The following is a 12,181-nucleotide window of genomic DNA, read 5'->3' as shown; positions in this document are numbered from 1 at the left end:
ATTATTCTGGAGATTTTTCAGGACATATTAAAATTGTATATAAAAAGGTTAGTCTTCTATTTTATAAGTATAAGGGTATACATCTTCAACAGATTTATTTAAACTGTTAGCAAATTTTTTAGTATCAATTTCTTCGATGGTAGAATTATCTTTATAAACTCTTGCATTCCATACATCGCCATCAGAATTAACTAGCAATTCAGCAGGATAGGTTGAACCGTCATCAAATTTTATTTCACCTTTTTTCCATTGCATACAACTTCCCTCCTGTAAAAATATTATTTGTTATGAGATAATTTAGATCGTTTAGTGAACCTATCATTATTTGCGTCGATTTTTACACCATTTTCGATACCTATATCACTACCATCTTTAGGAAACATTTTTCTAAGTTCAGCATTGCTTTTTTTATCTTCCTTCATTCGGTTTTTATTGTTGTCCATACATATTCCTCCTTTTAAATTAAAATATAATATTAATATAACCTTAATGTTATAATATAAACATTAGAATGTTAATATATTAAAAAAATTAAAGCAAAAGTAGATTGGAGAAATGAGCATATGTATGTTAATGAAACGAAACTAAAAGTAAGATATGTTGAGACAGATCAAATGGGAATTGTACACCATTCAAATCACTATGCATGGTTTGAAGTAGGTAGAACAGAATATATAACAAAAATTGGAATGACATATAAACAAATGGAAGAAAATAACATTATGATACCAGTAATAGAAAGCTCTTGCAAGTACATAGAGGGAGCAAAATACGAGGATATTATAGTAATCCAAACATATATAAAAGAATTAAATGGAGCAAAGGTGATATTTAATTATAATGTAGTTCGTGAAATGGATGGAAAAATTCTAGCGAAAGGCAGCACAACACATGCCTTTGTTAACGAAAAATTTAGAGTAGTAAACCTGAAAAAATTTAATCCCGATGTGTGGATTAGACTCCAGAAAATCTTTGATATCGAGTAGAAATGCTAAAAGAGTAATACCGATTGCGATATAATAGTTTTTTTATTGGATTATGCTATAACGAAAAGTATATATTGCTAGAAATGCGCTCACTCCACTAAGTAATTCTAAAATTCATTTTATTTCCAGATGCTAAAAAATACAACTCGCTCGCTCAAACATGTATTTTTCTTTACGCATCTGAAAATAAAATAAATTAAGAATTGCTAAGTGTCGCTTAAACGCATTCTGCGCAATATATACTGTAGTAGCATAATACAATAAAAAATTCTTAACACGTAATAATATTATCAGATTATTATAGATTATTTAGTAAGTTCAGTGAAGTAGTGCCTTGGGATAAAACCTTTTTTTATACCTTCTGTAACTAGTAAATATGTTGCAGTGGTATCAAATCTAGCATCATGAAAGTTTGCAGTATCTCCGAAATATTCGTTGCTTTTTAAATTTATGTGAGTTTCATTTAATTCTAGGAATTTAATGGTTTCAGCTAATTTAGGGTTTTTATATCCTCCACGTGATGTGTAAAGTTTGCATATATCTTTATAATATTTCATTGTACAGAATGTGTGTTTTGGGGTTAGACTATGACCACAACTTTCAAGTTCGTGGGATAAAAATTTTATATCAAAATTTACATTGTGTCCTATAAGTATATCAGCAGTTAAAAAATCATCTATAAAATCTTCATAAGAATCTTCAAAGGTCTTGCCATCACTTAGATCAAATAAATCATCTATACTGAATCCATGCACTTCTTGTGCAGATGGTTCTACATAATCCACGGTAAAGAATATATTCCTACCTATTGTTTTTGTAGGTTTAAACTGAGTATCGACAAGTATATAGCTAAGCTGACATATGTTTCCTGGTCTTATGCCAGTAGTTTCTGTATCAAAAAAAATCATTTTCATTAGTGGAACCTCCTGTAGTTCTCTTGGCAGATAACAATTTTATTTTGTTAAGCCTTCTTTATTTATATCCAGTACAAAAACAATTAAAATATAAGGTTGTCCACAATATTATAAATGTTTTTTATTTACTAAAATTAATGTTACATTGATTATAACATAGATATTATATCTTTATATATTGTAGAATATTGTATATACTAATTATAAAAGAATCTTTAGGTACACGTACCTTTTAGGAAATGGAGTTAATAAGTATGATTGAATTGCTAAAAAGTCTTACTAATAATTTAGGGTATATAATTCTTATTGCATTTTGTGTTTCTAGGATGGGAAGTTTTAAAAAAATTGTACAGAAGGATAAGTTTAGAGTAAGAGACTTAATTATATTTTCAATTATTTTTGGAGGATTTGGAGTTTTGGGAACTTATACAGGAACAGAGATCAACGGTGCTATTGCAAATACCAGAATTATAGGAGTAATGGCAGGAGGAATACTATGCGGTCCATATGTTGGAATATTAGCAGGAATTATTGCTGGAATGCATAGGTTACTTATAGATATAGGAGGGATTACTTCCGTGCCATGTACAATAACTACTGTAATTTCAGGAATAGTTGCAGGTGTTATATATATAAAGTCAAATCAAAAAAACAAGTGGTTGTATGGCTTAATCGGTGGACTTTTAATTGAAATTTTAGAGATGGTTTTAATACTTATTATGTCCCATCCTTTTAATAGCGCTTTAAGTATTGTTAAAAACATTTATTTTCCTATGAGTTTTACAAATGCTATAGGAATTGCAATTTTAATATTAATAATACAAAAAATACTTAGTGAGAAGGAAGAAATTGCAGCGAAACAGGCACAAATTGCTTTAGAAATAGCTAATAAAACTTTACCATATTTTAGAGAAATGGATGAACATTCCTTAGAAAAAATATGTGGAATAATAAAAGAATCTATACATGCAGATGCAGTAGCTATAACAAATATGGAGTACATATTAGCTCACGTTGGAGAGGGAGCTGATCATCATATAAAAGGGCATAAAATTATAACAAAAGCCACTCAAAAAGTTATCAAAGAAGGCAATTTACTTACATTAACTAATGCAGAGCAGATAGATTGTCATAACCTAAGCTGTAACTTAAAATCCGCAATTATTGCTCCTTTAAAAGAAGGTGAGGTAATGATTGGGACTTTAAAAATATATTATTGTAAGGAAGATGCAATCTCTTTTAGAAATATAAATTTAGCACTTGGGTTATCTCAAATTATTTCTACGCAACTCGAGATAAGTAAGCTTGGAGAGGCAAAGCTTATGGCAAAGAAAGCTGAAATAAAGGCATTGCAAGCCCAGATAAGCCCACATTTTTTATTTAATGCTCTAAATACTATAATTTCTTTTATTAGATTTGACCCAGATCGTGCAAGGGAGTTAATTATAAACTTATCCACTTATTTAAGGTATAATTTAGAAGTAGGAGAAAAGCCAGTGGATATTTACCATGAACTTGAGCAGGTTAAAGCATATATAGAGATAGAAAAAGCAAGATTTGGTGAAAAACTTAATATAATTTACAAAGTTGATGACAATTTGGATGTTAAAATTCCAAGTCTTATAATACAACCAATAGTTGAAAACTCTATAAAACACGGTATTTTAGAAGGAAAGGGACAGGGAAAAGTAATAATTGAAATTAAAAAAGTTCCATTAGGGGATGTCATGATAGTAATTGAAGATGATGGGGTTGGAATTTCGAATGATATTATAGAAAAAGTATATAAAGGGACCATGGAAGAAAACAAAATAGGTATTTCAAATGTACATAATAGATTAAAATATATTTATGGTGAAGGATTAAAAATAGAAAGACTAGTTAAAGGCACTAGAATTAATTTCAATGTGAGGAACATAGGGGAGTGATAAAGTGAATTGTATAATAGTAGATGATGAATACCCATCAAGAGAGGAACTTAAACATTTCATAAATAATTTTAGTAATATTAAAATAATGGATGAATTTGATGATTCTATTAAAGCATTAGAGTATATTGAAGTTAATAATCCAGACATTATTTTTTTGGATATTAATATGCCAAAACTAGATGGTATGGCCCTGGGTAAAATTATTAATCACTTTCCAAAACGTTCCCTCATCATTTTTATTACAGCGCATAAAGATTATGCTGTGGATGCCTTTGAAATTCAAGCTTATGATTATATATTAAAGCCGTATTCGGAGGAGCGTATAATTGGTGCACTTAAAAAGATTGAAAATTTTTTCAGCAAAAAAAGCATAAATAACAAAATAACTTTATGGAAAGATAATAAGATGATGGTGAGGAGTATTATTGATATTGCTTATTGTGAAGCTAGCGAAAGAGAAACATTAGTTTATATAAAAGCAGAACAATATAACATAAATTGTAGCATTTCAGAATTTTATAAAAAACTTCCAAAAGAACTTTTTTTTAGAAGTCATAGATCATATATTATTAATACAGATAAGATAATTGAAATAATTCCATGGTTTAATAATACATTTATGCTAAGAATACAAGATGAAAAGGAAAACATCCCAGTGAGTAGAAATAATATAATTGAGTTCAAACAAATAATGGGAATATAAAAGCACTTCATGTGCTTTTATTGTTTTTTCATGTATGAAATCGTATTCAATTGCTGCAATTATGAAATTTAATTGTTAATATGTGGTATATTTAATAATAAATATAAAATATGTATTAATAAATTTGGAGGGGTTCAAATGGTATCGTTCATTTTAGCAATTATCGCTCTTATTGTAGGTTATTTTATTTATGGTACAATTGTGGAAAAAGCTTTTGGGGCAGATGAATCAATTATAACTCCTGCTATTAGGTTAGCAGATGGTGTGGATTTCGTCGAGTTGCCTGCATGGAAAATTTTCTTAATTCAATTTCTTAATATTGCGGGGTTAGGTCCTATTTTTGGCGCAATTGCCGGTGCAATGTGGGGTCCTGCAGCATTTTTGTGGATTGTATTTGGTTGTATATTTGCAGGTGGAGTACATGATTATTTTTCTGGTATGTTATCAGTAAGACATGATGGTGCTAGTATACCTGAAGTTGTAGGGAAATACCTTGGTAAGGGTTTTCAAAACTTTATGAGAGTATTTTCAGTTATACTTTTAGTATTAGTAGGAGTGGTTTTCGTAACCGGACCAGCAGGAATATTAAAAGATTTGACAGGAATGAATTTTCAGACACTAATTTATATAATATTTGCATATTATATTCTAGCAACAATGCTTCCAATAGATAAACTTATCGGGAAAATATATCCTATATTTGGTTTTTGTTTATTATTTATGGCAGTTGGTCTTGCTTTTGCCATGGTTTTGGGAAGGTTACCTATTCCAGAAATAACAATATCTAATTTAGTTAATATGCATTCAAATCCTGGTAAAAATCCATTATTCCCTATGTTATTTATAACTATTGCGTGTGGTGCTATATCGGGATTCCATGCGACTCAATCACCATTAATGGCAAGGTGTATATCTAGTGAAAAGCAAGGTAAAAAAATATTTTATGGTGCTATGATTGTAGAAGGTATAGTTGCACTAATTTGGGCGGCTGTAGCAATGAGTTTCTTTGGAGGAGTTCCTCAACTAAACGCTACAATGGCAATCTCAGGTCATACAGCAGCGTGGGCAGTAAATGAATCCTCAATTGGGTTGCTTGGAAAAGTTGGGGGAGTTTTGGCTATACTTGGAGTAGTAGCTTGCCCTATAACTTCTGGTGATACTGCCTTTAGAAGTGCAAGAATAACAATAGCTGATACATTTAAGTTTAAACAAGGTCCTATTAAAAATAGACTTATAATTAGTATTCCACTATTCGTTATAGGATTCATAATAGCTAAATTGGATTTTGCAATAATATGGAGGTATTTTGGATGGTCTAACCAAACTTTAGCTACTATAGTATTATGGACAGCGGGTATGTACATGGTTCATATAGGAAAAAGACATTGGATTGCAACATTGCCAGCTACCTTTATGACAGCAGTATGCATTTCCTATATTTTAATCGCACCAGAGGGCTTTAAACTTTCGCAAAGTATTTCATATCCAGTAGGAATTATAGCAGCAATTGTAGCAATGTTAATTTTTTTAATGGCAGCAAAAAAGGTAGATGTGAAACATAATATTAATATATAGAAAACTTTCATAAGAGTATATAAATAAAAAAGATTGTAAACATAATTTTATGTTTACAATCTTTTTTTTGCAAGTTACGAATCGAATATTACAAAAATTTGATAGAAAGTTGTCATAAAAAAGCATCTTATGTACTTATTTTGTTTTTTCATGTATGAAAGCGTATTCAAATGTGAAAACATATTATAATTTAGTTAATAACAATTAGGAGGCGTTCAAATGGTATCGTTTATTTTAGCAATTATAGCTCTTATAGCAGGTTATTTTATTTATGGCACAATTGTAGAAAAAGCTTTTGGGGCAGATGAATCAATTAAAACTCCCGCAATAAGGCTCGCAGATGGGGTAGATTTTGTTGAAATGCCTGAATGGAAGATTTTCTTAATTCAATTTCTTAACATTGCTGGCTTAGGACCTATATTTGGTGCAATTGCAGGTGCAATGTGGGGACCAGTAGCATTTTTGTGGATTGTCTTTGGATGCATATTTGCAGGTGGAGTTCATGATTATTTTTCTGGGATGTTATCAGTAAGACATGATGGTGCAAGTATTCCGGAAGTAGTAGGGAAATATCTCGGTAAAGGCTTTCAAAATTTTATGAGAATATTTTCAGTAATAGTTTTAATACTAGTTGGAGTGGTTTTCGTAACTGGACCAGCAGGTATTCTAAAAGATTTGACAGGTATGAATCTTACAACATTAATATATATAATATTCGCATATTACTTACTTGCGACAATGGTTCCAATAGATAAGCTTATCGGAAAAATATATCCTATATTTGGGTTTTGTCTATTAATTATGGCAGTTGGTATTGCTGGCGCATTAATTTTTGGAGGTTATAATATTCCAGAAGTAACAGTAGCTAATTTAGTTAACATGCATTCGGGTCCAGATAAAAATCCGATATTTCCTATGTTATTTATAACTATTGCATGTGGAGCTATTTCGGGGTTCCATGCAACTCAATCACCTATGATGGCAAGGTGTATAACTAGTGAAAAACAAGGTAAAAAAATATTTTATGGTTCAATGATTGTGGAGGGTATTGTCGCATTAATCTGGGCGGCTGCAGCAATGAGCTTCTTTGGAGGAGTGCCTCAATTAAATGCTACTATGGCGTTACCAGGTCATACAGCAGCATGGGTAGTAAATGAATCTTCAATTAGTTTACTTGGGAAAGTTGGTGGAGTCTTAGCTATACTTGGAGTTGTAGCTTGTCCCATTACTTCTGGAGATACAGCATTTAGAAGTGCAAGACTAACTTTGGCTGATGCATTTAAATTTAGTCAAGGTCCTATTAAAAATAGATTTGTAATTAGTATTCCGTTATTTGTGATAGGGTTCATATTAACTAAGATGGATTTTGCAATAATATGGAGATACTTTGGATGGTCTAATCAAACTTTAGCCACTATAGTATTATGGACAGCTGGTATGTACATGGTTAATATCGGTAAAAAGCATTGGATGGCAACAATTCCAGCTACATTCATGACAGCTGTATGTGTATCATATATCTTAATTGCACCAGAAGGATTTAGATTATCTCAAGCTATTTCTTATCCAATAGGAATTATAGCAGCAATTGGAGCTATGGTAATTTTCTTAATAGCAGCAAAAAAGGTAGAAGTAAAAAATAACGTTAGTATATAAAAAATATATAAACTTAATTTAAGTCACTTACAATTGTATTTTTCCTAAAAGGACATTAACATAAAATCTATGTTAATGTCCTTTTAAATTTTTTGAAACAATATATTGTTTCAAACCATAACCTTGACGTAAAAGTTATAGTGGCGTATAATACCTCATTGGAGGTGAAGTATGGATACAAAATATTATAAAATTGAAGAAGTTGCGATTAAAACTGGGCTTACCAAAAGGACCTTAAGATATTATGAAGACTTAGAGATTATAATTCCGAAAAGAACGGATGCTTCATATAGATTATATTGTGAAGAAGATATTGAAAATATTAATAGAATAAAGGATTTAAGAGAAAGGTTAGGATTCTGCTTAAAGGATGTTAAGGTAATTATAGAACTCGGAAACGATGTTAAACAAATTTTCAAGGATGATATAAAAGATGATGTTATGATAGATAAATCTATAAACCAAATTAAAAAGCAAATAACTTTACTTGAAGAAAAAGAACTTTCTTTAATAAATTCTAAAGAAAAATTTAAAGTAGCATTAACCAAGCTTGAAGAATTGCGTGATGATAAATAAGAATATATAAGTTAGGAGTGAGTGAATGGACAAATCTAAACAATTAGGAGAAATGAAAGTATCAAAACTATTAATCAAATTTTCAATACCAGCAATAATAGGTATGCTAGTGAATGCACTATATAATGTAGTTGATAGAATTTTCATAGGCAATGGAGTTGGATCTTTAGGAATTGCTGGTATTACAATTGCCTTTCCAGTAATGCTAGTAATGATGGCCTTTTCTATGCTTATAGGCATAGGAGCTAATTCATTAGTATCAATAAGATTAGGGCAAAATAGAAAAGAAGAGGCCCAAGGGATTTTTGGAAATGCAGTTAGTTTGCTGATTTTGAGTTCTTTAAGTTTAAGCATTATAGGAATAGTATTTTTGAATCCTTTATTAAAACTTTTAGGAGCAAGCGCACAAATATTACCATATGCAAAGGATTATCTAAAGATTATTTTAATAGGTGGAGTATTCCAATCTATTGGAATGGGTATGAATAATTTTATAAGATCAGAAGGTAATCCTAAAATAGCAATGTACACAATGCTTATAGGAGCATTGATAAATACTATTTTAGATCCCATTTTTATATTTTGGTTCAAGTGGGGAATGCAAGGAGCTGCACTAGCTACAATTATATCTCAAGCAGTTTCAGCAATATGGGTATTTAAGTATTTCCTTAGTGGAAATAGTTTATTAAAGTTACATAAAAAGGATATAAAATTAAAAATAAATGTCATTCGTGGAATTCTTGCGCTAGGCGCCGCGCCATTTGCAATGCAAATTGCAGCTAGTATACAAAATTTCATTATGAACACTAGTTTAGCTACTTATGGAGGAGATATTGCGATCTCCGGAATGGGTGTTGTAATTAGTATTATGACACTTATGGTTATGCCTATATTTGGTATTACTCAAGGTGTACAACCTATCATTGGTTACAATTATGGTGCAAAGAAATACAATAGGGTAAAAGAAGCATATAAATTAGCAGTATTATTTGCAACAAGTATAGTTATAATTGGATGGATTATTACAAGAGTATTCCCAGAACAATTAGTTTCTATGTTTAATAGTAAAGATACGGAGCTTATAGCCTTTGGAACTATGGCAATTAAGAGGTTTATGATATTTTTACCTTTTATCGGATTCCAAATTGTTTCATCAAATTACTTTCAAGCTGTGGGCAAACCAAAACATTCTGCGTTGCTCGGACTTTCAAGGCAGGTAATTATACTAATTCCTGCTTTAATGATATTACCAAAATTTTTCGGATTGATAGGTGTCATATCTGCGGGACCATTAGCTGATATTTTTTCAACTGTGTTAACGGGAATTTTCATTTTCTTTGAAATGAAAAAATTAGATGAACATCATAAATCAACAATTGTAAGTGATATAGGTGAAATAAAAAAAGAATTATATGGGGTCGATAATATAGTTGAGGAACTTTAATGTATTATAAAAAACAAACACCAGCGGTTTAATCCTATTGGTGTTTGTTTTTTTATAATATTATTGCATAATAATATGAAATATAATATAATAACGTTAGTCAATTTTTAGAAAATTCTATAATGGCAGAAAAAAGGTTTGAAAGAGGTGCACAAATGTCAAAAAAAATCGGTCTTTTACCAAAGTTAATTTTAGGTATTATTTTAGGTATTATTTTAGGTTTAGTTTCTAGATCTTTAGAGTTTTATGTTATTGTAAGGTTATTAAGTACATTTTCGTCGCTATTCGGAAATTTTTTAAGTTTTGTAATTCCATTAATAATAATAGCTTTCGTCGCACCTGGTATTGCTGATTTAGGAAAAGGCGCAGGTAAGTTATTGGCTTTAACCACAGGGGTTGCATATCTTTCAACAATAATAGCGGGAGCGGCAGCATATATTGTTGGAATATCGGTGCTTCCTAAATTTATAAAATTAGGACAAGTTGCTAAAAAATCAGGTATAGATGTAACTCCATATTTTACTATAGAAATGCCTGCAGTTATGGGAGTTATGACAGCATTAGTTCTTGCATTTATATTGGGACTTGGTATGGCTCACATTAAAGGCAAGACATTACTTGAATCAACAAAGGATTTTCAACATATAATTCAAGGAGTGGTTAGGACAATTTTAATTCCGTTTATACCACTTCATATAGCGGGTTTGTTTTCTAAATTAACTGCGTCTGGAGAAATGTTTAAAACTATTAAGGCTTTTGCAATAGTTTTTGTTCTGCTTATCCTGCTTCAGATGATTTACATAATTTTTCAATATACAATTGCATGGATGTTTACAGGGAAAAGTCCTGCAAAATCAATTAAGAATATGATGCCAGCATATTTTACAGCGCTTGGAACTCAATCATCTGCAGCGACAATTCCTGTAACTTTACAATGTGCTAAAGCAAATGGGGTTTCTGAGGATATTGCAGATTTTGTTATCCCCTTATGCGCAACTATACATTTAGCAGGGGATACAATAACGCTAGTACTTGCATCTATGGGGGTAATGATTTTATCAGGAACTACTCCAACGTTTGTAATGATGGGACCATTTATATTAATGCTTGGTATAACAATGGTAGCAGCACCAGGTATTCCAGGTGGAGGTGTAATGGCAGCTCTTGGGCTACTTGAGAAAATGTTAATGTTTACTCCAGCACAACAGGGACTTATGATTGCAATTCATTTTGCTCAAGATAGTTTTGGAACAGCAACTAATATTACAGGTGATTGTGCCATTGCAATAGTAGTAGATGAGGTTTCGAAAAAATAAATTTAACACTTTAAAAGCATATGAATTTAAGTTGTATTATTACAAAAAAAGCTGATTAGAAATTTAATTTCTAATCAGCTTTTTAAACCCTATAATATGAAAGGCATATTTATAAGGTTTAACTATTTTCGGTGTTCGACTAAATCAATAGCTCCAAGTACAATATGAGCTAAGCCAAAACCGATAACACCAGCTTCAATCATAGGAAGCATGTTTTTTTTCTTCATATTACCTCTTGAAAATGATGCTCCAGCTGCTGTTACAACTGCACCTAACATTGTTGGAATTAATCCTTCACGCATATTTGAAAACCTCCCTTTTTTTAGGCAAAACAAATAAAAATCAGTAGTATAATTTATTTAAATGTGCCTTTTATGATATTATCCTTTACAAATATAAGAATTTTAATACCTTTATATTAATTCTTTATTTTTATAATCCTGTATATTATTTTTTATTTGAGTAAATCTAAAAGTATAAACATAATTTTGATAATCTATTTATTAAATTAGAATAAAAGTTACCTTCTAGGTAAAAATAATATTATAATATTTAATTAAAAAAACAAATTTTATTAATATTTAAAGGAGGAGATTGAAAGATTATGAATAAAACAAAATTGCCAAAAGGCCAGCATGAAAAAGAAGTTGAGAATGTAAAAGATCTGCTTCATAAAGGAATGGGTTATATTGAAATTATGGAATTTACTAACTTAAATGAAGAGGAAGTCTTAAATATTAATAAAGAGTTTAAAGAAAAATAATAAATAAATTTAAGGAAGGTGAATTATGGCTAAAAAAGGAATGAGCAGACCAATGCCACCAGAAGTTCAAGGTAAAGGAGATAAAAACAAGAAAAAGAATAATAATGATGCAAAGAATGTTCCTGTTACAGGGAAATAAGAGATACCCAAACATGTTAGTAATTATGTAGATAGAATAAAATAAGCACCATGTTGAATTTCACTTCAATGATATGATACCTCTAAAGTAGACAGTTTAAATATAAAAACTGATACTTTGGAGGTATTTTTAATGTCAAAACCTAAATGTCCTGCTGAACAAAAATTACAAGCTGTCG

At 30.4% G+C, this 12,181-nt stretch carries 13 protein-coding genes; 9 read left to right on the top strand and 4 right to left on the bottom strand.

All coding sequences use genetic code 11. The features are described from left to right. Positions 1–48: 48 nt before the first annotated feature. The gene (locus tag KPL55_RS21685; RefSeq protein WP_216308846.1) at positions 49–255 is read right to left on the bottom strand and encodes a hypothetical protein; all 207 of its coding nucleotides are present in this window, start codon (positions 253–255) and stop codon (positions 49–51) included. A gap of 23 nt (positions 256–278) precedes the next feature. Beyond that, on the bottom strand, positions 279–443 hold the full coding sequence (locus tag KPL55_RS21680; RefSeq protein WP_216308845.1) for a hypothetical protein: 165 nt from the start codon (positions 441–443) through the stop codon (positions 279–281). A gap of 120 nt (positions 444–563) precedes the next feature. On the opposite strand from KPL55_RS21680, the gene KPL55_RS21675 reads away from it, so the two are divergent. Beyond that, positions 564–986 carry an acyl-CoA thioesterase gene (locus KPL55_RS21675; RefSeq protein WP_216308844.1) on the top strand — a complete coding sequence of 141 codons (423 nt, stop codon included), beginning with the start codon at positions 564–566 and terminating at the stop codon, positions 984–986. Between the two features lie 305 nt (positions 987–1,291). Here the strand turns inward: KPL55_RS21675 and KPL55_RS21670 are convergent, their stop codons facing one another. Then, positions 1,292–1,900 carry a 3'-5' exonuclease gene (locus KPL55_RS21670; RefSeq protein WP_216308843.1) on the bottom strand — a complete coding sequence of 203 codons (609 nt, stop codon included), beginning with the start codon at positions 1,898–1,900 and terminating at the stop codon, positions 1,292–1,294. A 254-nt stretch (positions 1,901–2,154) separates the two neighbouring features. Between KPL55_RS21670 and KPL55_RS21665 the strand changes: the two genes are divergently transcribed. From KPL55_RS21665 to KPL55_RS21635, 7 genes are all read left to right on the top strand, one after another. Continuing rightward, positions 2,155–3,828, top strand: a complete 1,674-nt coding sequence (locus KPL55_RS21665; protein ID WP_216308842.1) for a sensor histidine kinase — start codon at positions 2,155–2,157, stop codon at positions 3,826–3,828. Positions 3,829–3,832: 4 nt separating this feature from the next. Next, the gene (locus KPL55_RS21660) at positions 3,833–4,534 is read left to right on the top strand and encodes a LytR/AlgR family response regulator transcription factor (protein ID WP_216308841.1); all 702 of its coding nucleotides are present in this window, start codon (positions 3,833–3,835) and stop codon (positions 4,532–4,534) included. Positions 4,535–4,672: 138 nt separating this feature from the next. Further along, a complete protein-coding gene (locus KPL55_RS21655) occupies positions 4,673–6,109 on the top strand; it encodes a carbon starvation CstA family protein (RefSeq protein WP_216308840.1) in 1,437 nt (478 codons plus the stop codon). 219 nt (positions 6,110–6,328) lie between these two features. Next, positions 6,329–7,765, top strand: a complete 1,437-nt coding sequence (locus tag KPL55_RS21650; RefSeq protein ID WP_216308839.1) for a carbon starvation CstA family protein — start codon at positions 6,329–6,331, stop codon at positions 7,763–7,765. 171 nt (positions 7,766–7,936) lie between these two features. After that, positions 7,937–8,341 (top strand): MerR family transcriptional regulator, encoded by a 405-nt coding sequence (locus KPL55_RS21645; protein WP_216308838.1) that lies wholly within the window; start codon positions 7,937–7,939, stop codon positions 8,339–8,341. A 25-nt stretch (positions 8,342–8,366) separates the two neighbouring features. Continuing rightward, a complete protein-coding gene (locus KPL55_RS21640; protein ID WP_216308837.1) occupies positions 8,367–9,785 on the top strand; it encodes an MATE family efflux transporter in 1,419 nt (472 codons plus the stop codon). Positions 9,786–9,940: 155 nt separating this feature from the next. Further along, entirely contained in the window at positions 9,941–11,101 is a 1,161-nt protein-coding gene (locus tag KPL55_RS21635; RefSeq protein WP_216308836.1) for a dicarboxylate/amino acid:cation symporter, read from the top strand. Between the two features lie 122 nt (positions 11,102–11,223). Here the strand turns inward: KPL55_RS21635 and KPL55_RS21630 are convergent, their stop codons facing one another. Next, positions 11,224–11,403: an asparagine synthase gene (locus KPL55_RS21630; RefSeq protein ID WP_216308835.1), complete on the bottom strand. Its 180-nt coding sequence runs from the start codon at positions 11,401–11,403 to the stop codon at positions 11,224–11,226. A gap of 302 nt (positions 11,404–11,705) precedes the next feature. Here KPL55_RS21630 and KPL55_RS21625 point away from each other — a divergent pair, with 302 nt between their 5' ends. Next, on the top strand, positions 11,706–11,864 hold the full coding sequence (locus tag KPL55_RS21625) for a hypothetical protein (RefSeq protein WP_216308834.1): 159 nt from the start codon (positions 11,706–11,708) through the stop codon (positions 11,862–11,864). Positions 11,865–12,181 lie beyond the last annotated feature (317 nt).

This window comes from Clostridium lacusfryxellense, assembly GCF_018861735.1.
GTDB classification, from domain to species: Bacteria; Bacillota; Clostridia; order Clostridiales; family Clostridiaceae; genus Clostridium_AD; species Clostridium_AD lacusfryxellense.
This window is presented reverse-complemented; position numbering and strand designations above follow the sequence as displayed.

What these genes read in the sequence shown, in the direction of transcription:
- KPL55_RS21685 (WP_216308846.1), bottom strand. Translation starts at nt 255, where the DNA reads ATGCAATGGAAAAAAGGTGAAATAAAATTTGATGACGGTTCAACCTAT.
- KPL55_RS21680 (WP_216308845.1), bottom strand. Translation starts at nt 443, where the DNA reads ATGGACAACAATAAAAACCGAATGAAGGAAGATAAAAAAAGCAATGCT.
- KPL55_RS21675 (WP_216308844.1), top strand. Translation starts at nt 564, where the DNA reads ATGTATGTTAATGAAACGAAACTAAAAGTAAGATATGTTGAGACAGAT.
- KPL55_RS21670 (WP_216308843.1), bottom strand. Translation starts at nt 1,900, where the DNA reads ATGAAAATGATTTTTTTTGATACAGAAACTACTGGCATAAGACCAGGA.
- KPL55_RS21665 (WP_216308842.1), top strand. Translation starts at nt 2,155, where the DNA reads ATGATTGAATTGCTAAAAAGTCTTACTAATAATTTAGGGTATATAATT.
- KPL55_RS21655 (WP_216308840.1), top strand. Translation starts at nt 4,673, where the DNA reads ATGGTATCGTTCATTTTAGCAATTATCGCTCTTATTGTAGGTTATTTT.
- KPL55_RS21650 (WP_216308839.1), top strand. Translation starts at nt 6,329, where the DNA reads ATGGTATCGTTTATTTTAGCAATTATAGCTCTTATAGCAGGTTATTTT.
- KPL55_RS21645 (WP_216308838.1), top strand. Translation starts at nt 7,937, where the DNA reads ATGGATACAAAATATTATAAAATTGAAGAAGTTGCGATTAAAACTGGG.
- KPL55_RS21640 (WP_216308837.1), top strand. Translation starts at nt 8,367, where the DNA reads ATGGACAAATCTAAACAATTAGGAGAAATGAAAGTATCAAAACTATTA.
- KPL55_RS21635 (WP_216308836.1), top strand. Translation starts at nt 9,941, where the DNA reads ATGTCAAAAAAAATCGGTCTTTTACCAAAGTTAATTTTAGGTATTATT.
- KPL55_RS21630 (WP_216308835.1), bottom strand. Translation starts at nt 11,403, where the DNA reads ATGCGTGAAGGATTAATTCCAACAATGTTAGGTGCAGTTGTAACAGCA.
- KPL55_RS21625 (WP_216308834.1), top strand. Translation starts at nt 11,706, where the DNA reads ATGAATAAAACAAAATTGCCAAAAGGCCAGCATGAAAAAGAAGTTGAG.